The sequence below is a fragment of the Telluria sp. ZB4P34 genome, from assembly GCF_059686055.1.
Genome location: NZ_JCASIF010000010.1, coordinates 127,727 through 153,107, shown reverse-complemented (window position 1 = coordinate 153,107; position 25,381 = coordinate 127,727). Strand labels below are relative to the sequence as shown.

Annotated in this window: 25 protein-coding genes; 21 read left to right on the top strand and 4 right to left on the bottom strand. The window is 66.8% G+C overall.

Going from position 1 to position 25,381, the window contains the following annotated elements; translation table 11 throughout:
- Positions 1-33: 33 nt before the first annotated feature.
- On the bottom strand, positions 34-1,347 hold the full coding sequence (locus AC56KL_RS16860; RefSeq protein ID WP_497181321.1) for an NAD(P)-binding domain-containing protein: 1,314 nt from the start codon (positions 1,345-1,347) through the stop codon (positions 34-36).
- A 181-nt stretch (positions 1,348-1,528) separates the two neighbouring features.
- Here AC56KL_RS16860 and AC56KL_RS16855 point away from each other — a divergent pair, with 181 nt between their 5' ends.
- The 13 genes from AC56KL_RS16855 (at position 1,529) to AC56KL_RS16795 (ending at position 14,695) form a co-directional block, all read left to right on the top strand.
- A complete protein-coding gene (locus tag AC56KL_RS16855) occupies positions 1,529-1,846 on the top strand; it encodes an ArsR/SmtB family transcription factor (protein WP_497181320.1) in 318 nt (105 codons plus the stop codon).
- Between the two features lie 25 nt (positions 1,847-1,871).
- Positions 1,872-2,354: an arsenate reductase ArsC gene (locus tag AC56KL_RS16850; protein ID WP_497181319.1), complete on the top strand. Its 483-nt coding sequence runs from the start codon at positions 1,872-1,874 to the stop codon at positions 2,352-2,354.
- Between the two features lie 14 nt (positions 2,355-2,368).
- Positions 2,369-3,649: an arsenic transporter gene (locus tag AC56KL_RS16845; protein WP_497181318.1), complete on the top strand. Its 1,281-nt coding sequence runs from the start codon at positions 2,369-2,371 to the stop codon at positions 3,647-3,649.
- 11 nt (positions 3,650-3,660) lie between these two features.
- Positions 3,661-4,377 (top strand): arsenical resistance protein ArsH, encoded by a 717-nt coding sequence (gene arsH, locus AC56KL_RS16840; protein WP_497181317.1) that lies wholly within the window; start codon positions 3,661-3,663, stop codon positions 4,375-4,377.
- Between the two features lie 29 nt (positions 4,378-4,406).
- Complete coding sequence (locus AC56KL_RS16835; protein WP_497181316.1) at positions 4,407-4,715, top strand: DUF4326 domain-containing protein; 309 nt, start codon at positions 4,407-4,409, stop codon at positions 4,713-4,715.
- Positions 4,716-4,858: 143 nt separating this feature from the next.
- Entirely contained in the window at positions 4,859-5,380 is a 522-nt protein-coding gene (locus AC56KL_RS16830) for a TlpA family protein disulfide reductase (RefSeq protein WP_497181315.1), read from the top strand.
- A 67-nt stretch (positions 5,381-5,447) separates the two neighbouring features.
- Complete coding sequence (locus tag AC56KL_RS16825; RefSeq protein WP_497181314.1) at positions 5,448-7,130, top strand: DUF1800 domain-containing protein; 1,683 nt, start codon at positions 5,448-5,450, stop codon at positions 7,128-7,130.
- On the top strand, positions 7,127-8,482 hold the full coding sequence (locus AC56KL_RS16820; RefSeq protein ID WP_497181313.1) for a DUF1501 domain-containing protein: 1,356 nt from the start codon (positions 7,127-7,129) through the stop codon (positions 8,480-8,482). The genes AC56KL_RS16825 and AC56KL_RS16820 overlap by 4 nt, the downstream gene beginning before the upstream one ends.
- A 55-nt stretch (positions 8,483-8,537) precedes the next feature.
- On the top strand, positions 8,538-11,213 hold the full coding sequence (locus AC56KL_RS16815; RefSeq protein WP_497181312.1) for a DUF4214 domain-containing protein: 2,676 nt from the start codon (positions 8,538-8,540) through the stop codon (positions 11,211-11,213).
- Positions 11,210-11,449: a DUF4266 domain-containing protein gene (locus AC56KL_RS16810; protein ID WP_497181311.1), complete on the top strand. Its 240-nt coding sequence runs from the start codon at positions 11,210-11,212 to the stop codon at positions 11,447-11,449. The genes AC56KL_RS16815 and AC56KL_RS16810 overlap by 4 nt, the downstream gene beginning before the upstream one ends.
- Entirely contained in the window at positions 11,440-12,552 is a 1,113-nt protein-coding gene (locus tag AC56KL_RS16805) for a DUF3570 domain-containing protein (RefSeq protein WP_497181310.1), read from the top strand. Before AC56KL_RS16810 ends, AC56KL_RS16805 begins: the two co-directional genes overlap by 10 nt.
- A 3-nt stretch (positions 12,553-12,555) precedes the next feature.
- Positions 12,556-13,446, top strand: a complete 891-nt coding sequence (locus AC56KL_RS16800; RefSeq protein ID WP_497181309.1) for an FAD:protein FMN transferase — start codon at positions 12,556-12,558, stop codon at positions 13,444-13,446.
- Between the two features lie 22 nt (positions 13,447-13,468).
- Complete coding sequence (locus tag AC56KL_RS16795; RefSeq protein WP_497181308.1) at positions 13,469-14,695, top strand: DUF4214 domain-containing protein; 1,227 nt, start codon at positions 13,469-13,471, stop codon at positions 14,693-14,695.
- Positions 14,696-14,707: 12 nt separating this feature from the next.
- Here AC56KL_RS16795 and AC56KL_RS16790 read toward each other — a convergent pair whose 3' ends face one another.
- Positions 14,708-15,331, bottom strand: a complete 624-nt coding sequence (locus AC56KL_RS16790) for a GIN domain-containing protein (protein WP_497181307.1) — start codon at positions 15,329-15,331, stop codon at positions 14,708-14,710.
- A 289-nt stretch (positions 15,332-15,620) separates the two neighbouring features.
- On the opposite strand from AC56KL_RS16790, the gene AC56KL_RS16785 reads away from it, so the two are divergent.
- From AC56KL_RS16785 to AC56KL_RS16775, 3 genes are all read left to right on the top strand, one after another.
- Complete coding sequence (locus AC56KL_RS16785) at positions 15,621-16,088, top strand: GyrI-like domain-containing protein (protein ID WP_497181306.1); 468 nt, start codon at positions 15,621-15,623, stop codon at positions 16,086-16,088.
- Positions 16,089-16,358: 270 nt separating this feature from the next.
- Positions 16,359-17,141, top strand: coding sequence for a DUF4142 domain-containing protein (locus tag AC56KL_RS16780; RefSeq protein ID WP_497181305.1), 783 nt, complete (start codon positions 16,359-16,361; stop codon positions 17,139-17,141).
- 93 nt (positions 17,142-17,234) lie between these two features.
- Complete coding sequence (locus tag AC56KL_RS16775) at positions 17,235-17,900, top strand: DUF4142 domain-containing protein (RefSeq protein ID WP_497181304.1); 666 nt, start codon at positions 17,235-17,237, stop codon at positions 17,898-17,900.
- A 30-nt stretch (positions 17,901-17,930) separates the two neighbouring features.
- On the opposite strand, the gene AC56KL_RS16770 is transcribed toward AC56KL_RS16775, so the two are convergent.
- Together AC56KL_RS16770 and AC56KL_RS16765 are read right to left on the bottom strand one after the other, a co-directional pair.
- Positions 17,931-18,467 (bottom strand): FMN-binding negative transcriptional regulator, encoded by a 537-nt coding sequence (locus AC56KL_RS16770; protein WP_497181303.1) that lies wholly within the window; start codon positions 18,465-18,467, stop codon positions 17,931-17,933.
- The gene (locus AC56KL_RS16765; RefSeq protein ID WP_497181302.1) at positions 18,467-18,928 is read right to left on the bottom strand and encodes an OsmC family protein; all 462 of its coding nucleotides are present in this window, start codon (positions 18,926-18,928) and stop codon (positions 18,467-18,469) included. The genes AC56KL_RS16770 and AC56KL_RS16765 overlap by 1 nt, the downstream gene beginning before the upstream one ends.
- Before the next feature lie 73 nt (positions 18,929-19,001).
- Between AC56KL_RS16765 and pdxR the strand changes: the two genes are divergently transcribed.
- The 5 genes from pdxR to AC56KL_RS16740 all read left to right on the top strand — a co-directional run bounded on the left by pdxR (position 19,002) and on the right by AC56KL_RS16740 (position 25,372).
- Positions 19,002-20,525, top strand: a complete 1,524-nt coding sequence (pdxR, locus tag AC56KL_RS16760; RefSeq protein ID WP_497181301.1) for a MocR-like pyridoxine biosynthesis transcription factor PdxR — start codon at positions 19,002-19,004, stop codon at positions 20,523-20,525.
- 56 nt (positions 20,526-20,581) lie between these two features.
- Positions 20,582-21,115 carry a DNA-3-methyladenine glycosylase I gene (locus AC56KL_RS16755; RefSeq protein ID WP_497181344.1) on the top strand — a complete coding sequence of 178 codons (534 nt, stop codon included), beginning with the start codon at positions 20,582-20,584 and terminating at the stop codon, positions 21,113-21,115.
- A 1-nt stretch (position 21,116) separates the two neighbouring features.
- On the top strand, positions 21,117-22,787 hold the full coding sequence (mnmC1, locus tag AC56KL_RS16750; protein ID WP_497181300.1) for an FAD-dependent 5-carboxymethylaminomethyl-2-thiouridine(34) oxidoreductase MnmC1: 1,671 nt from the start codon (positions 21,117-21,119) through the stop codon (positions 22,785-22,787).
- A 129-nt stretch (positions 22,788-22,916) separates the two neighbouring features.
- Positions 22,917-23,618 (top strand): sensor histidine kinase, encoded by a 702-nt coding sequence (locus AC56KL_RS16745; protein ID WP_497181299.1) that lies wholly within the window; start codon positions 22,917-22,919, stop codon positions 23,616-23,618.
- The gene (locus tag AC56KL_RS16740) at positions 23,615-25,372 is read left to right on the top strand and encodes a tetratricopeptide repeat protein (protein ID WP_497181298.1); all 1,758 of its coding nucleotides are present in this window, start codon (positions 23,615-23,617) and stop codon (positions 25,370-25,372) included. Before AC56KL_RS16745 ends, AC56KL_RS16740 begins: the two co-directional genes overlap by 4 nt.
- The last annotated feature ends 9 nt before the right edge of the window (positions 25,373-25,381 follow it).

Genomic DNA, 25,381 nt, shown 5'->3' with positions numbered 1-25,381 from the left:
GGCGCGAATTGCCGCGACATGGGCGGCCGCCGTTCAGCAGCAGGTGGCGTCCGCGGCCTTCACTGTACAGCAGGCCGACGCCGGCTGCTGATAGACCCTGCGGGTATTGCAGACACCCGTCTCCGGCAGGTCGAGCTGGACGTCGTCTGCGGCGGCGAGGTCGCCCGCCAGCGCCGCCACCACCGAGCGCACCTGCTCGTAGCCGGTGGCCAGCAGGAAGTTGGGCGCACGGCCATAGCTCTTGGCGCCCACTGCGTAGTAGCCGGTCTCGGGATGGGCCAGCTCGCGGTGGCCATGCGGGCGCACGGTGCCGCAACTGTGTTCGTTCGGGTCGATCAGCGGCGCCAGCGCATCGGTGCTCTCCAGCCAGGGATCATGGCGCACGCGCAGCTCGCGCGTCAGCGACAGGTCGGGCCGGGCGCCGGTGGCGCAGACGATCTCGTCGATACCCTCGATGCGGCGGCCGCCGGCATCAAGCACGGCCAAACGCCCACCCGCCTCCTCCACACGCACGATCGGGAAGTCCTGGCGCATCGTCAGTTGCCCGGTGTCGCGCAATGCCTGCAGGCGCTGCCCCAGCCGTCCGCGCGCCGGCAGTCCGTCCGCGTCGCCGCCGCCGAACACGCGCGCCAGCTGGCTGCCGCGGGTGGCCCACACCAGCCGGGTAGCGGGATGCCCGGTTGCGAGCTGCGCCAGCGCCAGCAGCGTGCCGGCGGCGGAATGGCCGGCGCCCACCACCAGCACCCCCTTGCCGGCATAACGGGCGCGCTGGCTTCCCAGCACGTCCGGCATGCCGTAGACGATACGCGCCGACAGCGCCGCTTCGCCGAGCGCCGGGATGCCGCTCGCGCCGAGCGGATTCGGCTGCGACCAGGTGCCGGTGGCGTCGATCACGGCGCGCGCCAGGAACTCGCGCGGGCCCTCGGGCGTGTCGGCGCGGATGAGGAAGGGGGCGTCGGCGCGTCCGCGCGTCTTCACCTTGTCGGCGCCGCTGCGGGTAATGGCCGTGACGCGGTGCGACAGGTGCAGGGCTCCGGCGAGGGCGGGCAGGGCGGCCAGCGGCGCCAGGTAGGCGTCGCGCAGTTCGGCTGCGGTCGGCAGGGCATCCGGCGCCGGCATGCGCCAGCCGGCGGCTTCGAGCAGGCGGCGCGCCGCCTTGTCGACGTTGTAGCGCCACGGCGAAAACAACTGCACATGGCGGACGGCGTCCAGGTTCGCGCCGACGACCGCGCCGGCTTCGAGCAGCAGGGGAGTGAGGCCGCGCTCGCGCAGGTGCGCGGCAGCGGCAAGGCCGACGGGGCCGGCGCCCAGCACGGCGACGGGAAGGGTGGCATCGATGTGGTGCATGGCAGCTCTCCGGGTGAGATGAGACGTGGTAGGTCGTTCGTTGTCATTCGTTATTCGTCATTCGACGAAATAAGAATAAGTGCTTTGTCATGAAGCTGTCAAATTATTTCGATAATATTCGAAGTGTCCGGCGCCTGCCGGTTATAATTCGATGATCATGGAAATGACAAAAGACGCACTCATGGACACCAAAGCAGCCATCGCGGCGCTGGCCGCGCTGGCCCAGGAATCGCGGCTGGCCGCCTTTCGGCTGCTGGTCCAGGCCGGCCCTGCCGGGATGGCCGCCAGCCGCATTGCCGAGACGCTGGGCCTGCCCGCGTCCTCGCTCTCCTTCCACCTGAAGGAGCTCACTCATGCGGGACTGATCACACCGCGCCAGGAAGGCCGCTTCATCATCTATGCGGCGCAGTTCGGCGCCATGAACGCGCTGCTGGCCTTCCTCACCGAAAACTGCTGCGGCGGCAATCCGTGCAGCCCAGGCTGCGGCGCCGCCACCTGACCACCCATCTCCACCGAAAGACACCATGAACGTGCTATTCCTCTGCACCGGCAATTCCTGCCGTTCGCTCATCAGCGAAGCCGTCTTCAACCACCTGGCGCCGCAGGGCTGGCGGGCGCTGAGCGCCGGCAGCCAGCCGGCCGGCCGCCTGAACGCGCGCGCGCTGCAGCTGCTGGCGGACAAGGGCATCTCCACTAGCGGCTATTACAGCAAATCCTGGGATGCGCTGCCGCTCACGCCCGATATCGTCGTCACCGTCTGCGCCAGCGCGGCCGGCGAAACCTGCCCGGCATACCTCGGACCGGTGCTGCGCACCCATTGGGGCGTGGACGATCCGAGCCACGTCGGGGGTTCGGACGAGGACATCAGCGCCGCCTTCGAACGCGCCTACGCGATCCTGCGCGCCCGCATCGAAGCCTTCCTGGCGCTGCCTCTCGGCGAGCTGGCCCAGGACCGCACCCGCTTCAAGGCAGAGCTGGACCGCATCGGCGGCCTGCTGCCGGCCTGACGGAGGGATCGCGCTTGCTGCCCGCCATCCTGATTTTTCTTGCCACCCTCGTCCTCGTCATCTGGCAGCCGCGCGGCCTCGGCATCGGCTGGAGCGCCTCGGCCGGCGCCGCCGCCGCGCTGCTGGCCGGCGTCATCCAGCCGTCCGACATCCCGGTCGTGTGGCACATCGTGTGGAACGCCACGGGCGCCTTCGTCGCCGTGATCATCATCAGCCTGCTGCTGGACAAGGCCGGCTTCTTCGAGTGGGCGGCGCTGCACGTCGCGCGCTGGGGCGGCGGCAAGGGACGGCGCCTGTTCGTGCTGCTGGTGCTGCTCGGCGCCGCGGTGGCGGCGCTGTTCGCCAACGACGGCGCCGCCCTGATCCTCACGCCGATCGTCATCGCCATGCTGGGCGCGCTGCGCTTTTCGCCGAAGGCCACGCTGGCCTTCGTGATGGCGGCCGGCTTCATCGCCGACACCGCCAGCCTGCCGCTGGTGGTGTCGAACCTGGTGAACATCGTCTCCAGCGATTATTTCAATATCGGCTTCGCACGCTATGCGGCGGTGATGGCGCCGGTGAACCTGGTGTCGGTGGCGGCCACGCTCGCGGCGCTGCTCTGGTTCTTCGGCAAGGACATCCCGCAGGACTACGACCTGGCCCAGCTGCGCCGGCCGGTGGAAGCCATCCACGACCGCGCGACCTTTGTCGCCGGCTGGTGGGTGCTGGCGCTGCTGCTGATCGGCTTTTTCTGGCTCGACGAGGTGGGCGTGCCGATCAGCGCGGTAGCGGCGCTCGGCGCACTGGTACTGTTCGCCGTTGCCGCGCGCGGTCACCGCATCGCCACCCGCACGGTGCTGCGCGACGCGCCCTGGCAGGTGGTGGTGTTCTCGCTCGGGATGTACCTGGTGGTCTACGGCCTGCGCAATGCCGGCCTGACCGATCACCTGAGCGCATTGCTCGAGCGCTGCGCGGCCCATGGCGTATGGGGTGCGGCGCTCGGCACCGGGGTGATCACGGCGCTGCTGTCGTCGGTGATGAACAATATGCCCACCGTGCTGATCGGCGCGCTTTCGATCGACGCCACGGCGACCAGCGGCGCGGTGCGCGAGGCGATGATCTATGCGAACGTGATCGGCAGCGACCTCGGCCCGAAAATCACGCCGATCGGCAGCCTGGCCACGCTCCTGTGGCTGCACGTCCTGGCGAACAAGGGGATCGCCATCTCGTGGGGGTATTATTTCCGAGTCGGCCTGACCCTGACGCTGCCGATCCTGCTGCTCACCCTGGCCGCCCTCGCGCTGCGCCTGAGCTGACAAGGAAGAATATGGACAAGATACCCGGACTACCGAACATCAACCCGGAACAGCTCGACCTGCCGGACCTGGCCAAACTGGCCCCAAGAGGCGAGCTGTCGCATCCGCCGCGCATCCTCCTGCTCTACGGTTCGCTGCGCGAGCGCTCGTTCAGCCGCTTCCTCACCTACGAGGCGGCGCGCATCCTCGAGCACTTCGGCGCCGAGGTACGCATCTACGACCCCATGCAGCTGCCGATGGTGGGCAGCGTGCCGGAGACCCACCCCAAGGTGGTCGAGCTGCGCGAACTGTCCCTGTGGTCGGAAGGGCAGGTGTGGTGCAGTCCCGAGCGCCACGGCGCGATCACGGGCGTGATGAAGAACCAGATCGACTGGATCCCGCTCGAGCAGGGCGCGCTGCGCCCGAGCCAGGGCCGCACGCTCGCGGTGATGCAGGTGTGCGGCGGTTCGCAATCCTTCAACGTGGTGAACACGATGCGCCTGCTGGGGCGCTGGATGCGCATGTTCACGATCCCGAACCAGTCCTCGGTACCGATGGCCTACAAGGAATTCGACGAGGAAGGCCGTATGCGCCCCTCGGCCTATTACGACCGTGTGGTGGACGTGATGGAAGAACTCTTCAAGATCACCCTGCTCATGCGCGGCCGCAGCGACTACCTGACCGACCGCTACAGTGAGCGCAGCGAGCGTGCGCTGCGCAGGATCGACGCCCAGATCGCGAAACTGTAGGCCAGGCCATGGAGCCGACACGCGTCCGATTGAGCAGGAAGAAAGGCTGGAAGCTGCCGCCGGACACGGTGTCGGTGGCGCGCCCCGGCCGCTGGGGCAATCCGTTCTCGGTGGCGCCGGAGGTGGCGCCGGGCACGCCGGTAGGCGTGCGCTATACCGCCATGCCGAACGTGGAGCAGGCCGTGGCCGCCTTCCGGCGCTGGTTGCAGGAGGATCCCGCCGGGCAGCGGCTGGCGGCCGAGGCGCGGGTGGCGCTGCGCGGCAAGAACCTGGCGTGCTGGTGTCCGCTCGACGGCCCCTGCCATGCCGAAGTGCTGCTCGAGATCGCCAACCGCTGAGCGTACGTGCGATGCCGTGGAATCCATGGACCGAATGTCAAACGAGCGCAACAGTTCGTAACCAAGTTCACAAAAATCAAACTTACAAATAGTAAAATGATAAACTTCTAAAACACAACAACTCGTAGCGCTGGCGCGTCACTATGAATCATTTTCCATACCTTGTATGTGCCAGCCTGTTCTGCGCAATGGCGTCGGTGGCAAACATGTCTTTGGCGGCTGCACCGATCGCGACGCCAGAATCTGCAGCCGCTCCATCGTTTTCCTTGCGTGGCGTCAAAGGCCCCGTTAGTCTCAGCGGGTTTCGAGGACAGCTCGTCTACCTCGACTTCTGGGCGTCCTGGTGCGGCCCCTGCAAACAGTCCTTCCCCTTCATGAACGCAATGCAGCGCAAATACGCTGCCCGCGGCCTGCAAGTGATTGCGATCAATGTTGATCAGTCCAGGGACGATGCCGAATCGTTCTTGCGGGCAGTACCGGCCGAGTTCACGATCGCCTTCGACCCCGACGGAACGTCTCCCCGACAGTACGCCATCAAGGGCATGCCGAGCAGCGTGCTGATCGGCCGGAACGGCAAGGTCATCTTTACCCATGTCGGCTTCAAGAAAATCGACGAGGCCAGGCTCGAGCGCGCCATTGTCGATGCACTGGAAAGCGGAGCATGAGCAGCCGCTGGCCACTCGCCGTTGCTCATAGGCGATTTCTCATCAACTTCCTACTGCGAGCACTTCCATGATTGCACCTCATTGGCCAGGTCGCGTCCCCGCCGCGTCCCTTGTGCTGTTGTTGCTGTCCGGTTGCGGCAACGAAACCGGCACCTCCACACCCCTTATGTCGGCTGGCCAGGTCAAGCCGCTGGCCAGCACGACTGCCAAGGTCTCCTTCTATGCGGCGTCGCGCATGGCGGACCAGGTGAGTTTCGGCCCGACTCCGGCCCTGGTTGCCGAACTGTCGAGCACCGGCCTGGAAGCATGGATCGACGCCCAGTTTGCGCTGCCGCCTTCGCTGGAGCAGATGCCGCGGGAATACCTCGACTACAAGGAGCAGGACCGCGCGGCTGAACATCGCCTTGGCCAGTTCCACCCGACCCAATGGTGGCGCCACGCCCTGGGGGCACCAGATCAATTGCGCAAGCGTGTCACCTGGGCGCTGTTCCAGTACATGCCGGTGGCGCAGGGCGCTGCATATGGACATGTGGCCTATTACAACATGTTGACCCGTAACGCATTCGGAAATTACGGGCAATTGCTGCGCGAAGTGACGACCCAGCCCGCCATGGGCTTCTACCTCAACAATGAGCTGAACCGCCCGCGTACGCCAGAATGCCTGGGATGCGCGCCGAATGAAAACTATGCGCGGGAACTGCTGCAGCTGTTCTCGGTCGGTGTGGTGCAGCTCAACCTGGACGGCACGACCATCCGCAACGCACAGGGCAAGCCGAAGGAAACGTACACCCAGAAGGACGTGGAAGAACTGGCGCGTGCCCTGACGGGCTGGCGTCAGCCGCGCAACAATACTGGATTGCCCGGCTATGGCTGGCCTCATTTCGACCAGCCCATGATTCCGGAGTCGAACGCCGCCTTGCATGACAGCGGCCCCAAGACCGTGATGGGCACCCCGATCGCGGCCGGCATGGGCGCCGACAAGGAACTCGACGCTGTCATTGCCTTGCTCATGAAGCACCAGAACATCGCGCCTTTCGTCAGTCTGCGCCTGATCCAGCACCTGGTGACAAGCAACCCCAGCCCCGCATACCTTGCCCGCGTCGCGACAGTGTTTCGCGACAACGGCAAGGGAGTCGCAGGCGATATGAAGGCGGTTGTCAAAGCCATCCTGCTCGATCCCGAAGCCCGGCGCGGCGACCAGCCCGGAGTCGACAGCCCGCGCTTCGGCAAGCTGCGCGAGCCCGTCAATCACATGTCCAGCATGATGCGCGGCATGGGGTGCACGGGTCCATACATCGGCGGAACGAAGGACTTTACCTGGGTCGAGAGTCCTCAGGGCCAGAATCCGGACAACCCGCCCAGTATTTTCTCCTATTACCAGGCGACCGACCGCGCGCCGGGCAGCAACCTGCTGGCACCCGAGCAGAAGCTGCTCAACATGAATGAGCTGACCAGTCGCATGGGTTCGGCAAGCTGGCGCCTCATCGATCCGAACAACGCCATGCGTGACATCAGCCGGGCGGCATCCGGCTGCGATCTGGCCACGTTCGGGGCTGCGTTTTCGCAGTCGCCCAAGGCCTTCATCGACCTGGTCAGCACGCGTTACTTCCGCGGTGCGATGCCACCCACTTTACGCAGCACCCTGCAGTCCTTGATGGTCGGCGAAACCAATTGGGCCAACCCGGAAGAAGGCGCCCTCAGCCTGCTGCAGTTTGCCCTGTCCAGCCCTTACTATGGAGTCATCAAATGAAGCGCCGCCAATTCTTGAAAGCCGGTGCTGCGCCGCTGATGGCGGGCCTCGGCGGAGCAGGACTGTACAGCACGCTGGGACTGGGCCACGCCGCCGGCGCCGGCGACTACAAGGCGCTGGTCTGCCTGTTCCTCGACGGCGGCAACGATGGCAACAATACCCTGGTGCCGACCGACGGCGCCTACAACGACTACGCCACCGCGCGTCCGATCCTGGCGCTGCCGAAGGATTCGCTGGCTCCCCTTCGCGGCAGCAGCGCAGGCCATACCTTCGGCCTGCACCCGGCGCTGGCGCCGCTCGCGCCCCTGTATGACAAGGGTCGGCTCGCCTGGATCGCCAACGCTGGTCCGCTGATCGTTCCCGCCACGGCCGAGCAGGTGATCGGCAACGCGGTGCCGCTCCCTCCCTTCCTGATGTCGCACAGCGACCAGACCGCGATGCAGCAGGGCTGGTGGGGAGATGCCGACGCCAGCGGCTGGGGCGGACGCGCGCTGGAGCGCTTCCCGACCAACCTGGTCAACCGCTTCAATGCGGTCACCATGAACGACAACCGCACCTTCGTGCTCGGCCAGAAGTCGCCGGTGTCTTTCATGAATCCGGGCGGTAACCGATATTGGGGGCGCGCCGACCTGGGTTCGCCCCAGGGTTTTTGGGCCCAGGCACTCAACAACATGGCCAAGTGGCAGTTCAGTAACGACTTCGAGGCGGAGTATGGCCGCAATCTGGGCACCAACGTGGACGAGGCGACGCTCCTGGTGAAGGTGTTTGGCGCGGCCAAGCCACCAGCGGCCGATTTCGCCGGAGACGACCTGGCAGTGAAGTTGCGCTCCCTCGCGTCGGTCTTGCCGGTATTTAAGTCGATGGGCTATCGCCGCCAGATCTTCCTGGTCAGCTGGGGTGGTTTCGACACCCATTACGGCCAGCGCGGCAACGGACCGACCACGCAGGATTTTCAGCTCGATATCGTCGGCCGGGCCCTGGCTGCCTTCGACCAGGCCAACGTGGCGAGCGGCCTGGACCTGGACGTGACTACCCTGATGATGAGCGATTTCGGGCGGACCTTGCGCCCGGCGTCCGGCGCCGGCTCGGACCATGCCTGGGGCAACCACTGGTTCGCGATGGGGGGGGCGGTGGCAGGCGGCCAGGTGGTGGGGAAATTCCCTTCGCTGGTACTGGGCGGTGCGGACGACGGCGACCCGGGTGGCGGCGGGCGCATGGTGCCGACCATCAGCACCGAGCAGGTGGGGGCCACCGTCATGCAGTGGATGGGGCTGCCGCAATCCGAGTTCGCCCACGTATTCCCGTCGCTGGCCAATTTCCAGACGCGTAACCTGGGCTTGATGAAGGCGTGAGCAGGTTCTTCGGCCGCCTCTGGCGGCGACACATCTAATGACAGCGGGATGAACCATGATTGATCCAAGGGGCACGGAAGGTGCGGACGTCTATGACCAGAAGGCGCTTGGCGTCACCGACTGGCTGACCTATTTCGCACTGGGCGGCGATGACGACATCCGCATGTTCCGCGGTGGCGTCACGCCGGGGGCCGGCAACGACCGGATTGAAAAATATCCGACATCGAACATGTGGGAAACGCTCAGCGTCAACTACTGGGACGCTCCCTGGTGGGAAACCGGCCAGAGCATCGTGGTCGACCTGGCCGCCGGTTATGCCGACGACGGCTGGGGCACCCGCGACACGCTGATCAATGTCGATAACGTGAATTCCGGTGGGGGCAATGACAAGCTGTACGGCAGCGCCACCAATAATCAAATTTCTCCGGGCGGTGGACGCGATTTCGTGGACGGCCGCGGAGGCATCGATTCGGTCGTCCTGCCTTGGGTCGACGGCGCGGTTGCCACGTGGGACAAGCTCAATATCGTGGTGTCGGTGGACGGGCGCAGTGCACGGATCACGTCTCCGCTTGACAGCAACTTCGTGCTCGAACTGCGCGACGTCGAGCGCATTGCCCTCGACTGGGGCCAGCCCTTTGCCGAGATCGCCAGCTTCATCACGCCCCAGTCGCAGGCTCAGGAAGCGATCGCCGCCGGCGGCGCGCTGCGCTGGAACGCCAGTGCAGCGTTCGGCACGGCGGCCGCCGTCAGCTACAGCTTCGTCTCCAGCGCGCCGGCGGGCGGCGTCGGCGCGCCCCAGTTCCGGGCATTTTCCTCGGCCGAGCAGCAATTGGTGCGCGACATCCTGCAGGCAGCCGCGAGCATCAGCGGCCTGACGTTCACGGAGGTGGGCGACAGCGCCGCCAGCCAGATCCGCTTCGGCGTCAGCCAGCAATTGGCCAGCAAGGGCGTGAGCTGGCTGCCGAACCAGGACGGCGCCGGTGACGCGGCCGGCGATGTATGGATGGATGTCGAATCGATGATCGGCCTTGCGCCCGGGACCGAGGGCTACGCCGCACTGCTGCACGAGATCGGCCATGCGCTTGGCCTGCGGCATCCACGCAATACCGATCCCGGCGAGTCCTGGGCGGTCGAACTGCGCGCGCTGGACGATACCACGGCGAATACGGTCATGTCGTCCGAGCAGGTCAGTGACGGCCTGTACCGGGCAACATGGGGGCCGCTCGACGTATTGGCGCTGCGCTACCTCTACGGCAGCAGGACGGCCGGTGCTGGCGATTCCGTCTATGTACTCGGCAGCGAACGCGCCACCTCCAAGACGACCATCGTCGACGATGGCGGAAACGATACGATCGACGCGTCCGGCTACCAGGTCGGGGTCCAGATCAACCTCAAGCCGGGCGCGCTTTCGAGCGTGGGCCAGAACAGCGTCGGCCAGGCCAGCGTCGACAACCTGGCGCTGGGAGGCGATACCTGGGTCGAGAACGCGATCGGCACCAGGTTCGACGACGTCCTCGTCGGCAACGAGCGCGACAACCGCCTGACCGGCGGCCTGGGCAACGACTGGCTCGAAGGCGGAGCCGGCCTTGACACCGCCGCCTATGCGCAGGCCTCGCGCGACTACGTGTTCACCAACAGCTTCGGACGTTATTTCATCGCTTCCTACGACCGCAGCAGCGGCACCGACACCCTTACCGACATCGAGCAGGCGGCCTTCGCCGACGGCGTGTTCCGTCTCGCCTACCGCGCAGGCGATGCGACCAGCCCGGCACCGGCCGGCAGCGCCGGCAACGACATCCTGATCGGCAGCGAACATGCCGACCGCATGAGTGGCCTGGACGGCAACGACATCTTTGCAGGAGGTATCGGGAACGACGTGCTCGATGGCGGCGCCGGCGCCGACCGCGCACAGTTTGGCGGCAGATACGCGGACTACACCGTGGTCAAGGCTGATGGCGCCGGAAACTGGACCGTCACCGCGCGCAACGGCACCGATGGCGCCACTACCCTGGCCAGCGTGGAACAACTGCAGTTTTCCGACCTGATCATCGATGTCGCCAAGATGGGCCTGGATGGCGCCGCAGGCAGCCTGGCCGGCACGGCAGCCGGCGAGACCCTTGCCGGCAATGCGGCCGACAACCGCCTGATCGGCATGGGCGGCGACGACAGGCTCGATGGCGGGGCCGGGCACGACATCGCGAATTACCTGGGCCTGCGCACCAACTTCGACGTGACCCGGACTGCGACGGGCTTCACCGTCGTCGACAAGACCGGCAGCGAGGGCAAGGATACGCTCGTCAATATCGAGCGGATCATGTTTGCCGACGCCGCCATGGCGCTCGATATCGGCGGTCTCGCGGGGCAGGCTTATCGCATCTACCAGGCGGCCTTCGACCGCACGCCCGATGCCGGCGGCCTCGGCTACTGGATCAGCATGATGGACCGTGGCATGAGCTTGGGAGATGTCGCCAAAGGCTTTGTCGCGTCGGCCGAATTCGTCGCACTGTACGGCGCCGCGCCGTCCAACGCAGAACTGGTCGACCGCTACTACCAGAACGTGCTGCACCGTGCCCCCGACCCTGCGGGACGGGATTTCTGGCTCGGGGCGCTGAACAGCGGGGCGCTGAACGCGGCCCAGGTGCTGGAGCAATTCAGCGAAAGCCGGGAAAACCAGGAGGCGCTGATCGACCTGATCGGCAACGGCTTCACCTATCTTCCGTTCGGCGCATGATGGCCCGTCCGATCCGTCTTCTCCTGCGCGCCTGCGTCGGGCTGGTCCTGCTGGGAGCGGGCGGCTGTGCCCATGTGCAGCCGGTGGCGCCTTGGCAGAAGGGCGTCCTGGCGCGGCCCGAGATGCGTTTTGGCGCGGACCGCCTGGAAGGCATGTTTGCAGAACACGTTTATTCGAGCAAGGAAGCTGCTTCCGGCGGCACCGGCGAAGCCGGCGGAGGATGTGGATGCTATTGAAACAGGGAGCGGGAAAAGGCATCCTGGCAGCGGCGCTGGTCTTGCCCGGGCTGCAGGGAGCACAGGCGGAGCCACAGCCGGAAGAGGGCGTCGTCAGCTTCAAGTACCTGCACTACCAGGACAGCCAGCCGGACGCCGACCGCATCCGGGTCAAGGCGCCGGCCTTGTCCGTGCTGGCGCCGGTCGGCAGCGACTGGTCGGTGGCAGCCGGCGCAATCGTCGACTCCATCTCCGGGGCATCGCCCGCCTATCACACGCACGCCCTGACGAAGATGCGCGACCTGCGCCGCGCCTACGACCTGGCCGTGACACGCTACAGCGACGATGCGACGTTCACGCTTGGCGCCGTCTACTCGGGCGAGCCGGACTACCGCTCGCGTACGCTCAGCGTCGCCGGGACCTATTCCAGCGAAAGCAAGAACACCACGTGGAACGGTACGCTGGCCGTATCGAACGACCGCATCTCGCCGGTCGTCGGCGCGGTGCGCAAAGCCCACAAGCGCACGCTGCACATGGCCGCCGGGGTCACCCAGGTGCTGTCGCAGTACGACCTGGCGCAGCTGCTGCTGACGGTGGTGCGTGGGGAAGGCTATTTTACCGATCCCTACAAGACCTTCGACCGCCGCCCGGGCGAACGCGATAGCGAAATCGCGCTGCTGCGCTGGAACCATTTTTTCGCCACCAGCAAGGGTACTGGCCGCCTCAGCTACCGCTACTACCGCGACAGTTTCGGCATCCGCGCGCATACCGCAAGCGCCGAGTATGTCCAGCCGCTGGGCCGGAATTGGAGCGTCACGCCCTCGCTGCGCATATATACGCAAAACGCCGCCGATTTCTACGTACCCGTGAATCCGCTGGCAGCACCGTTCCCGACCAATCCGCCGCGTGGCGCGCGCTACTTTACCGAAGACCAGCGCCTGTCGGCCTATGGAGGGGCTACACTCGGCATCAAGCTCGCGCGCCAGCTCGGGCCCTGGCAGATCGACGTGAAGGCCGAGCGTTACGCGCAGCGCGGCAGCTGGCGCATCGACGGCCGCGGCAGCGAACACCTGGCGCCATTCAATGCGACGACCTGGCAGCTGGGCGTGGCGCGCCGTTTCTGAACCATGGCGGCGAGCAGTTTTCCGTTCCGCGCCATGGGCGGCATGGCCGAGCTGCGGATCGACGGCCTCGACCCGGCGAAAGCACGCGCGCTGGCGCAGGCAGCCATCGACGAAGTCGGACGCATCGAAACAAAATTCTCCCGTTACCTGCCCGGCAGCATCGTTTCGCGCATCAATGCCGCCGCGGGAGGCGACTGGATCGAATGCGATGAGGAAACGCTGGCGCTGTTCAGCTTTGCCGATACGCTGTTCGACAGCAGCGATGGCCTGTTCGATATCAGTTCGGGCGTACTGCGCCGTGCATGGGATTTCACTACGGCGCGTCGTCCGGCGCCGGGACAGTTGGCGCGCCTGTGCGCGCTGGTCGGCTGGCGGCGCGTCGAGCGCAGGGAGCGCGCGGTGCGCCTGCCGATGGCCGGGATGGAAATCGACTTTGGCGGCTTCGGCAAGGAATACGCGGCGGACCGGGCTGCTGCGCTGCTTGCGGGCCGTGGCGCAAGGCACGCGTTCGTGAACCTGGCCGGCGACGTGAGCACGATCGGGCCGAAGGCGGACGGGCAAGCTTGGCAGATCGGCATCACGCATCCTCGCGGCCCGGGCGCACTGCTGGCGACCGTGCCCTTGGCTGGGGGCGCGCTGGCTACGAGTGGCGACTACGAGCGATATTTCGAGCAGGACGGTAAGCGCTACTGCCATGTGCTCGATCCGCGCACGGGCGAGCCGGTCGGCTACTGGCAGTCGGTCAGCGTCATGGCGCCACGCGCGATTGCGGCCGGCGCCTGCGCCACGATCGCCATGCTCAAGCAGGCAGACGGCCTGGCATTCCTGCGCCAGGCCGGAGTCGGGTTCCTGGCGGTCGACCAGCGGGGTAATATCCACCAACACGAGCAATAATCGAGGACGAAAGGGAAGGGCGATGACACCGAAATACGTGGGGACGGACGCGGACAACATGTGGACCGTGGTGCAGGCCATGTCCTTCAGCCTGGATGGACTGGGCGGTGTCGACACCATCCATTTTGGCACGTCGCTGCGCTCCTCGTACACCATCGTGGCCAATCCGGACGGCAGCGTCAGCATCGATACCTTGTCGGGCGCCAGTGCAGCCTTGCATGCCACGCTCTATAACGTCGAGCTGCTGACCTTCAATGACGAGCAGGACGTCCTCGACCTGCGAACGTATTTTGGCGATACCACGGCGCCGCTGCTGGTGGAAAGCAGCCTGGGCAAGGCCGGCGCGGAAATCGCAGTGGACGCCAGCCTGCAATTCACGTTCAGTGAAGCAATCAAGCCGGGCAGCGGCGAGATCGTGCTGAAGCGCAGCAGCGGCGAGCTCATCGAAACCTTCGGCGCCAACAGTCCGGGGATCAGCATCAGCGGCAACACCTTGACGATCAATCCCGTGGACAATCTTGCGAACAGCTCACGCTATGAAGTGCACCTGCGGGCCGGCGCCGTGACCGACCTGGCGGGCAACGCCTTCAAGGAAGTCCCTGCCATGGCGTTCACGACACAGCCCCCTGCCGTGCTGCAAGGGAGTGCCGGCAACGACAGCCTGCGAGCGGGGGTGGGAAGCATGGAAATCGATGGCGGGGCGGGTACCGACACAGTGCTGTATGCGAAGCCGTTTACCAGTACGGGTGGGATGAGCATCGTCAGGTCCGGCAACCGGGTCAGTGTAAACGATCTGGATGGCGTCGACGTACTCGCCGATGTCGAACGCATTGCGTTTAGCGACAAGATGTTTGCCGTCGATATAGATGGGGTCGGAGGACAGGCATATCGCCTGTACCAGGCCGCATTCAACCGGACACCGGACGAGGCGGGGCTGGGTTTCTGGATTGCGCAGATGGACAAGGGCTTGAGCCTGCAAAAAGCCGCCGAGGGCTTCGTCACCGCGCCCGAGTTCCTGGACCTGGTCGGGTTAAATCCCAGCAACCGTGCGCTGGTGGACAAGTTCTACCAGAACGTGCTGCACCGTGCGCCGGACGAAGCCGGCTACGCGTACTGGGTCGGGATCCTCGACAGCGGCGCAGCCACCCCGGCCCAGTTGCTGGTTGCGTTCAGCGAGAGCCCGGAAAACCAGGCCGGCCTCGCACCCGTGATCGGCAACGGCTTTGCCTTCATTCCTTTCGGCGGATAGGAAGGCTGCGCTTCACTTGGCCGCAACGACGCTGCCGATGCCCGACACCGACTTGTTCACCACGCGCGGGTTGCCGTAGTAGGTGAGGTTGCCCAGCCCGCGCACGCTGGCGTTGAGCTTGTCCTTGGCGTGGATACTGACATTGCCGATGCCTTCGAAGGTCACGTTGGCTTCCTGCGCCAGCAGGGCCTTGGTGTCGACTTCGCCCACGCCCTGGGCGTGCAGGCGCAGTTCGCGCACTTCGCCGTCGATGGCGAGGCGGCCGGCGCCCTGGTAGTTGACGTCCAGTCGTTCGCCGCGCACGTTGGTGAGGCGCATCAGGCCAGCGCCTTCGCCCTTGAAGGTCTGCAGCGCCGGCATGGTGACGACCACACGGTCGCCGCTGTCGATGTTGTTGCGCGAACCTTCCTTCATGCCCAGGCGCAGTTCTCCGTTCACGACCTCGCTGGTCACGCGATCGATGAAGCGCGCTTCGCCGTAGACCTTGAGCGAGAACGACTTGCCGGCCTCCACCGTCAGGTTCACCGGGCCATGCACGGCGATCCCCTTGAAAGCAGAAACCTGGCGCGCCTGCTCGTCGGCATGGGCGCTCAGCGAAGCGAGGGACAGGACGGTGGCGAGGATCAAGCGTTGCATGGTGGTCTCCGGTAAGTGGTATGAGGCCATTGTAGGGAGACGCCCGGCGCCCGTAGGCCGTTTGCGACGAACTGCAAGAATGCGAGGGTGGACGGTCGGGAACGCGGAATATGTGTATGGATCGGGGCTTGACGCGGCAATGAACCGGCAAGCGTCAATACCAGGTGTGCACTTTTACAAAATAAATGCAGTTTGATTATGATAAATGCATGCGCACGATTGCGTGCATGACAATATTGTCGAGGAGTTAAGGCTATAATTTTTTGAGTCCACTCGCGTAACCGACACCATGCACATCTCTACCGTTACCCTACCTGAAATGAAGCTCGCCGGGCTGCCGCTTGCAGGTCCGTTTTCAGTTCTGGAAGCGGACATGCCGGACATCTGGAGCGCTTTCCTGGAGCGCGAAAGCGAACTGGGCGAAACCAATGGCTTGCGCTACAGCGTCAGCCTGCAAGACAAGGACGGCGTGCACATCGAGTGCGTCGCCGCCGAAGTCGCCGACCTGAACCATCTGCCGCCGGGCATGATCGGCATCCGCATCCCGGAGCGCCGCTATGCGATGCTGACCCACCGCGGACCGGTGACGCGCGTGCAGGCCACTTACCTGACCGGCTACGCTGCGATCGAGCAGCTGGGCATGGTGCGGGATGAGGAAACCTGGCGCGTCGAGCGCTACGACCGGCGCTACACCCCGACGCTGCACGACGGCAACCGTCCGGACAACGCCTACGACATCCTGATTCCTCTGCTATAAAAAACTGGTGCCGGTATATTTCCCGACCGCCGGCGCCGGTAGGGCGGCTTGCGCCGCCAGCATCCCTTCCCAAGGACACCCGCATTCTGCCTGCCGATTGTGACAGGCGTTTGACGCTGCGCTGATAGAACTTGCAGTACGGCTAACGTGCGCTGTTCCGGCATATGCGGGGCTACACTCGAAAGCGCTCGACATCGTGCGATGTCAGAAAGAAGGAGACGCCGCCCGGCGTGCCCGAGCAGCCCATACCATTGAAAACAGGAGAACATCATGCAGAAGAACCAGGTCGCAAAGAAGTTACTCGCAGTAACTGCCGTGGCTGCGATGTTCAGCGCCTTCGGCGTGCAGGCCCAGACCAGCGGCCAGACTGCCCAGTCGATGACCAGGCAGAGCGCAACCGGCAATCCTAACCTCACCGGCAAGACCGCCGCCGACGGCACCGTCAACAACACCAGCAGCCAGGGCATGGAAGACCGCAGCGCCCAGACCGGCGCCCACGGCAACACCCGCGCCGACGGCGCCAAGGCGCATACCGACATGTCGTCGACCTCGGGCGCATCGGGCGCCGCCGGCGCAAGCGCCTCGGGTGCAGCCAAGCTGAGCTCGGTGGACAGGAAGGCGATGACAGACATGGCCATCGCCAACATGGCCGAAGTCGAAGCCGGCAAGCTGGCCCTGAGCAAGAGCCAGAACGCCGAAGTGAAAACCTTCGCCCAGCAGATGATCGACGATCACGGCAAGGCGCTGTCCGAGCTCCAGACGCTGGCGCAATCGAAGGGCGTGACCCTGCCGAAGGAACTCGACGCCAAGCACAAGGCCATGGCGGCCAAGTTGGAAAAGCTCAGCGGCGACGCTTTCGACAGGGAGTACATGAAGCTGGCCGGCCTGCAGGATCACAAGGCCACCCATGCCAAGCTGCAGAAAATCAGCAAGAACGCCAAGGACCCTGATGTCAAGGCCGCGGCCGACAAGACCCTGCCAACCGTCGAGCAGCACCTGAAGGCCGCCCAGCAGATGTCGTCGGCCAAGTCCGGCACCACTTCGGGCAAGTAAACCGCCGCAGGCTGCGGCAAGCAGCTCGCACGACATTGCCGGCGGCCGCATTGCGGTCGCCGCCGGTTCGTACGCATGCGTCAAGGAGCATTCATGCAACAACCAACCCAGCTATACCAGGCGCTTGCGCTGTCCTTCGCCAGCGCATTGTTCGCCGCCAGCGCCGCGCAGGCCCAGACCGCCCAGCCGGCGGCCCAGCCCGCCGCCCAGGCTGCTGCCGCAGCCAAGGCGCCGGCCAAGCTGGACCGCAGCGACCGTAACGCGCTGGTCGACATGGCGCAATCCAACATGGCCGAAGTCGCCACCGGCAAGCTGGCGCTCGCCAAGGCGCTCAATCCCGACATCAAGGCCTATGCCCAGCGCATGGTCGAGGAGCACAGTAAAACGCTGGCCGAGGTGCAGGCACTGGCCCAGGCCAAGGGCGTCGAGCTGCCGAAGGAACTCAATGTCAAGTTCAAGGCCAAGGGCGCCTTGCTCCAGACCCTGAGCGGCGACATCTTCGACCGCACCTATATCAAGCAGTCGGGCCGGCGCGACCACCGCGTCACGCATGAGCAGCTGAAGGACAACCTGGACAAGATCAAGGATCCGGACATCAAGGCCCTGGCCATGAAGATGCGCCCTGTCGTGGAACAGCACCTGATGGCGGCCGATGAACTGATCGCCCAAACCGCGCGCAACGCCACCGGGACGGCCGGTACCCCGGGTAACGACACCAGCACGGCCACCGGCAAGGAGCCGATTCCAAACAAGAAGTAAGGAACTTTTCTCCTTCAGAGGCGCGGGCGGCTAGGGCTGTGGCGCGCCTTTCCATTTCCCCTCGACGCGCTCGATGGCGATCTCGATGCCGACGATCGCCTTCAGCATGCCATCGATGTAGGCCGGCGGCGCATCCGCCACCGACCACGGATGCGCTTGCGCCGCTTCGTGATGCGCCGTCTGCCCGTGAAGCAAAGCCAGCAGCCAGGCCGGGTCGTCGACGGTGCGCAGCCGCCCGTGTACGTGCACCGCGTGATAGTCCCAGGTCGGTACCACCCGGCCACCCGTGGCGGCCTTTTCGTCCGCGTCGGGCGGCACGTAGGCAGCCGGGCCGCGGAAGGCCACCAGCACGTCCTGGCCGGCGCGGCGCCAGACCGGGTTCGCACGCGCCACGTGAGCGCGCAGCAGGGCCGGTCCACCGGCAGTGGCCTCGACGTACTCGAAAGGAACATGATCGGCGTCCGGCAGGCCTTCGTTCGCGGTGACCAGCATGCCAAGCGCGTGCTTCCGGATGAGCGCCTGCATGGCCAGCGGATCCAGCTGGCGGTGACGTGTCGCAATGTACATCAGCGCGCCCCCATGACCACGATCTCGGCCCGCAAGGAATTGGCGACGTAGCAGCGCTCGTGGGCCGCATGGTGGAGGGCGTCGAGCTCGGCGACTGATGGCTGGCTGCCGGCGAATGCGATGGCCGGCCGCAGCGCGATACGGGTCATCGCCATCCGTCCGCTCCCGTCCTTGTCGAGGGTGCCCACGGCCCGGTCCAGGTAGCTGTCCACCGTGAAGCCGCGCTGCGCCGCGAGCGACAGGAAGAACAGCATGTGGCAGCTCGAGGCGGCGGCCACCAGTGCTTCTTCCGGGTCGACCGCTGCCGGGTCCGACATCGGCAACGGCACCGACAGCGGCGACGAGGAGGCCCGTAGCCGCAGGCCGCCGTCGAACTCCCAGTCGTGGGCGCGGCTGTAGCGCCCGTCCAGGAACACCTGGCCGGCGCGCTGCCATGCCACCCGTGCTTCGAACTCTTTCATGCTTCCTCCATCAATGGTCAGCGCCTATGCTAAGCCGCGCTTTGGCTTGCCTAAAGAGCCAATCCGCGCGAAGATGGGCGTACCAATCATGCCGATCCTCGACACCACCGATCTCCTGCTTGCCGCGCCCTTCGAGCGCGCCGCGGCCGTGCCCCTGTTTCGCCAGCTGTATGCACGGCTCAAGGACGCCATCCTGCAGGGCCGGCTGGCGCCGGGAGCGCGCCTGCCCGCCACGCGCGAACTCGCCCGGCAGCTCGGCATGTCGCGCCAGACGGTGCTGGCCGCCTACGAGCAGCTGGCGGCCGAAGGCTACCTGCGCGGCGGGGTCGGGCAGGGCAGTTTCGTCGATGCGGCGCTGCCGCACGCGCGCCAGGCGCTGCCGGCGCCCTCGGCGCCGCCCGGCCTGCTGCGCCCGCTGCCGGAGCGGGGCGCGGCCATGGCCGCCAGCATGGCGCACGTGCGCTACCACGACGGTCCGGTGCGCGCCTTCCGTCCCAGCATGCCGGGCCTGGACCTGTTCCCTTTCGAGGTCTGGCGCAGGCTGGAGCTGCGTGCGCTGCGCCGGCCCGGCCCCCACCTGGGCTACAGCATGCCGAGCGGCGAGCCGCGCCTGCGCGAACTGCTGTGCGCCTACCTGCGCGCCTCGCGCGGCGTGCGCTGCACGCCGGAACAGGTGGTCGTCACCTCCGGCTCGCAGCAGGCCTTGTACCTGCTGGCCCAGCTGTTGCTGGCGCCGGGCGACGGCGTCTGGGTCGAGTCGCCGGGCTACCAGGGCGCCTGCGCGCCGATGGTGGCCGCCGGGGGGCGCATCTGCACGGTGCCGGTCGATGCCGAGGGCATGGACGTGGACTGGGCCGCGTCCCGTTATCCCGATGCGCGCATGGTGTTCGCCACGCCCTCGCACCAGCTGCCGCTCGGCGTGACCATGAGCCTGGCCCGGCGCCTGGCGCTGCTGCGCTGGGCCGGCGAGAAGCGGGCCTGGGTGATCGAGGACGACTACGACAGCGAATACCGCTACACCGGTCCGCCGCTGGCCTCGCTGCAAAGCCTGGACCGTGCCGGCTGCGTGATCTATACGGGTACCTTCTCAAAGGTCCTGTTCCCGGGCCTGCGGCTGGGCTACGTGGTGGCGCCACCAGGCCTGGCCGAGCCGCTCGCCCGGGCGAAGGCCCTGGTCGACCGCCACAGCGCCATCCTGCCGCAGATGGTGCTGGCCGACTTCATCGGCGAGGGCCATTTCGGGCGCCACATCCGGCGCACGCGCGAGGCCTACGCCGAGCGCCGCGGCGCGCTGCTCGATGCGCTCGCCGCGCGCCTGGACGGACGGCTGCGCTGCGGGCCGACGGACGCGGGGCTCGATGTGTGCGTGCATTTTCGCCGCGGCGCGGATGGACGATTCCCGGACGAAGCCCGCGTGGCGCAGGCCGCGCAGGATGCCGGCATCGAACTGCGCCCGCTCGGCTACTACGCCAATCCGCATGCAGGGCCGGAATGCGCGGTCGACCCGGGCCTGGTGCTCGGCTTCTCGGCGGTCGGCCCGGACGACATCCGGCGCGGCGTGGACCGCCTGGCCGCGGTGCTGGATGAATGCGCGTGATTTATACTTCCGTGATGACCGCCGCCACTCACCCCATCCGCTGCTCCTGGGCCAACATGGCCAACCCGCGTTATCTCGCCTACCACGACCACGAATGGGGCGTGCCTTGCCACGACGAGACCACGCTGTTCGAGATGCTGAACCTCGAGGGCGCGCAGGCCGGCTTGTCCTGGGAAACCATCCTGAACAAGCGCGACAACTACCGCGCCGCCTTCGACGGCTGGGATGCGCAAGTCATCGCCCGCTACGACGACGCCAAGGTCGCCGAGCTGCTGGCCAACCCCGGCATCGTGCGCAACCGCCTGAAGGTGGCTGCCGCCATCGGCAATGCGAAAGCCTACCTGGCGATGCGCGCACAGGGCCTGAGCCTGGACGCCTACCTGTGGGGCTGGGTGGACGGCAAGCCGGTCGTCAACGACTGGCCGGACGGCGCGCGCCCGGCGAAGACCGCGCTGTCGGACCGCATCTCGAAAGACCTGTCGAAGCGCGGCTTCAAGTTCGTCGGCTCGACCATCATCTACGCCTACCTGCAAGGCATCGGCGTGGTGAACGACCACGACAAGGCCTGTTTCTGCTACGCGGGACGCTAGCATGGAGGTGCGCGCACACTGGCGCGGCCGCGCGCGCTATACCTTCCTCGACACCGGTTACGGCGACGGCGCCGGGGTGCGCGCCTTGCAGGAGGCCTGGCGCGCCGACCCCGGGCGGCCGGCGCGCCTGCACATCGTGGCGCTCGCCGGCGGCCTGCAGCCGGGCTTCCACCGCATACCGCAGGAAGACCCGCGCCTGAGCCTGACCCTGCTGGCGGCGCCCCTGGATGCGGCGCTGGCGCAGCTGGGCGCGCAGCCCGACTATGTCCGCCTGCACGGCGCCCTGGAGGCCGGTACGGCATTCGTCCGTCCGCTGGCGCGCATCGTGGCCGCCGGCGCGCGCCTGCATGCCGAAGCGCTGGACCCAGGGCAGCGCGCGGCGCTGCAGGAACAGGGCTTCGTGTTCGATGGCCAGTCCGGCGACGCCGTGTTCGCAAGCCGCAAGCCGCGCCTGCCGCTGCCGCCGGCGCTGCCGGCGGAGCAGAAGCGCGCCATCGTCCTCGGCGCCGGCCTGGCCGGATCGGCCGCCTGCGCCAGCCTGGCGGCGCGCGGCTGGCAAGTGACGCTGGTCGAGCGCCACCCGGCCCATGCGATGGAAGCATCCGGCAACCTGGCCGGCATCTTCATGCCGCTGCTGTCGCGCGACGACAATATGCCGACGCGCCTGACGCGCGCCGCCTACCTGTACGCCCTGCGGGCCTGGCGCCAGCTGGGCGGCATCGGCGGCGCCATCGAAGGGCAAGCCTGCGGCGTGCTGCAGCTGGCGCGCGACGCCGCACACGCCGAGGTGTCGCGCGCCATCGCCCGCGAGGCCGCGTATCCGCCGCACTATGCACGCTGGCTCGAGCGCGCCGAGGCCGAGGCGCTGCTCGGATTACCTGCGCCAGAGGGCGGCTGGCTGTTCCCCGAAGGCGGCTGGGCGCGCCCCGGCAGCGTGTGCGAGGCGATGCTGCGATCCTGCGGCGACCGGCTCGTGCGCCGCTTCGGCGCCGGCACGGTATGCCTGGTGCGCGAGGGCGACGAATGGCAGGCGCAGGGCGAGGACGGCGCACTGGTGGCGCAGGCGCCGACCGTGGTGCTGGCCAACGGCGCCGGTGCGCGCAGCCTGGCGCAATCGCGCGCGCTGCCGCTGGCGGCGCTGCGCGGGCAGGTCAGTCACCTGGACGCCGGCAGCCTGCCCGCCTTGCCCCTGGTGCTGTGCCGCGAAGCCTACCTGACCCCGGCCGCCGGCGGCATCGCCTGCGCCGGCGCCACCTACGACCTCGACGACGATCCCGGGCTGCGCGCCGCCAGCCACGCGGAGAACCTGGAGCGCCTGCGCGGCCTCTTGTCCGACCCGCTGGCGGGCGAAGGCGCGCCGCTGGCGGGGCGCGTGGGCTTTCGCTGCGTGGCGCCGGACCGCCTGCCGCTGGTGGGCCGCCTGCCGGACTTCGGCGCCGCCGGGACCACCGAGCGCCTGCGTGACGTGCCGCGCCATCCGGGCCTGCATGCCCTGCTCGGTTATGCCTCGCGCGGCCTGATCTGGGCGCCGCTTGCCGCCGAGCTGCTGGCCGCGCAACTGGAGGGCGAGCCGCTGCCGCTGGAGACGGCGCTGGTCGACGCCCTGGATCCCGCCCGATTCGTCCTGCGCGCCCGGCGCAGCAAGCGCCATCCGGTCGGCCATCGGGACTGAGCGACCGCACTGCACGGCCATAAAGTGTTGCATTATCGTAATAGATGCTGTTTCGCCGTCAACTCTCCAGACGCCGGGGCTATAATCGATTCAAGGTAACTTTTCTGGCCTGAAATGACGGCCGATCCGATGGAAGACCCACACTCGCCCCTGTCCATGTTCCTCGCGTCGACTGCGCACGACATGAAGAACTCGATCAGCGTCCTGTCCGGCACGCTCGAACGCCTGCTCGACGCTGCCTCGCCCGAGACCGAGAAGGCCTACCCGCAGATGGCGCAGATGCTGTACCAGACGCGCCGGCTGAACGACAACCTGATGCAGCTGCTGGCGCTGTACAAGCACGTGGGCACCTCGGCCTACCCGTTCGACGTGCAGCCGATCGAGGTCGGCCAGCTGGCCGAGCAGGTGGTCGCCAACGGCCGTGTGCTGCTAGAGTCGCGCGGCATCGGGCTCGAGCTCGACATCGACCCGGGCCTGGTGTGGCACCTCGACGAAGACCTGATCGTCGGCGTGGTGTCGCACGCGGTCAACAATGCCGTGCACTATACGCGCGACCGCATCCTGCTGGTGGCGCGCGAACACGACGGCTGGCTCGAGATCCGCGTCGAGGACAACGGCGTCGGCTATCCGTCCGCGCTGCTCGAAGCAGGGAGCGCGGCGATGAGCGGAACCGCGAGCGGCGTCAATTTCCTGACCAACAGCGCCGGCCTGGGCCTGCATTTCTCGCGCGAGGTGGCGCGCATGCACCGCCACCGCGAGCGCAGCGGCGCCGTGCGCCTTGAGAACGGCGGTCCGCTGGGCGGCGGCTGCTTCATCCTGCTGCTGCCATGAATACCGGCGTGAATTCCTTCGCGGCGTCGAACGCGGACCAGATCGACTGGGCGTCCAAGAGCTACCTCGTGGTCGACGACTTCATCGGCGTGCGCCAGCTGCTGCGCGAAGCCTTGCGCAGCCTGGGCGCGCGCAACATCGACCAGGCCTCCAGCGGCGGCGAGGCCATGGCCCTGCTGAACAAGACGCGCTACGACGTGGTGCTGTGCGACTACAACCTGGGCGAGGGCAAGAACGGCCAGCAGGTGCTGGAAGAAGCGCGCATGCGCAACCTGCTGCTGCCGTCGAGCGTATTCCTGATGGTATCGGCCGAGAAGAGCGTGGAGTCGGTGATGGGCGCGGCCGAGCACCAGCCGGACGCCTACCTGGTCAAGCCGATCACCGAAGGCGTGCTGCTCACCCGCCTGAACCGGGTGTGGCGCAAGAAGCAGGTGTTCAGCCTGATCGACCAGGCCTATATCGAAAAGGACTACCTGCGCGCGGCGCGCCTGTGCGAAGACGCGATCCTGGCGAACAAGGTGCACGAGATCGACCTGCTGCGCATGAAGGCGCGCCTGATGGAGAAGAGCGGCGAGCCGGCCAGGGCGCGCGAGACCTACGAACGCGTGCTGGCCCAGCGCGAATACCAGTGGGCACGCGCCGGCCTGGCCAAGATCCGCATGGCCGATGGCGACTTCGAGCAGGCCCGCCAGATGTTCCAGACCGTGATCGCCGAGAACCGCTACTACATCGATGCCTACGACCAGCTGGCGCTGGCCTGGCAGAAGCTGGGCAAGCACGAGGAAGCGCAAAGCATCCTCGAGCGCGCCGCCAAACTGTCGCCGAATTCGGTGCCGCGCCAGCGCAACCTCGGCCAGGCCTGCCTGAGGCTGGGCAACGTCGGCATGGCCGAGAAGGCCTTCCGCAAGTGCATCGCGATCGGCGAATACTCGATCCGCAAGACGCCTGACGCCTACCTGGGGCTGGCGCGCGTGTGCGGACTGAAGAACGACCCGAAGGAAGCGCTCCAGATCCTGAGTATCACGCAGCGCGAATTCGGCGCCGACCATCCCGACATGGAGCTGCGCACCAAGATCACCGAAGGCCTGGTGTACCACGAAAGCGGCGACTACCGCCGTGCGCGCAAGGCGGGCGACGAGCTGGAAGCGCTGCTGGCGGCCACCCCGGAACGCCCGGACGTGCCGACCTGCTTCGAGATGGCGACCCTGCTGTTCGCGGTCGGGGTCAAGGAGGCGCCGGCCGATCTGCTGTGCTACGTGATCCGCAACAACCACGACAACGTGCTGCTGCAGGACGAGGTGCAGGCGATCTTCGACAAGGCGCGCATGGGCGAGGAAGGCGCCGAGCTGATCCGCGCCGCGCGCAAGGAAGCAGTCGATTTGATGAACCAGGGCGTGCTGCTCTGGAAGACCAACAAGCTGGCCGAAGCCGTCGAATGGATGCGCAACGCGCGCACGGCGCTGCCGCACAATGTGCGCATCCTGTTCAACTCGGTGCAGGTCCTGATCTCGTACATGCAGCAGCGCGGCCACAGCGTGCAGCTGCACGAGGAAGCGCACGGCGTGCTGCTCCACGTCGACCAGCTGCAGCCGGGGCAGCAGCGCTTTGCGCAGCTGATGGATCAGTTGACGGGCCTGAAGTCGGAGGAGGACGCCAAGGCCGGGGCGCCGGACAAGGACGGCGACAAGGAGACGGACGAGGAGGACAACGAGGACAGCGAGGACAACGAGGACAACGAGGACGAGGCCGCCTGAGCCTGCCGT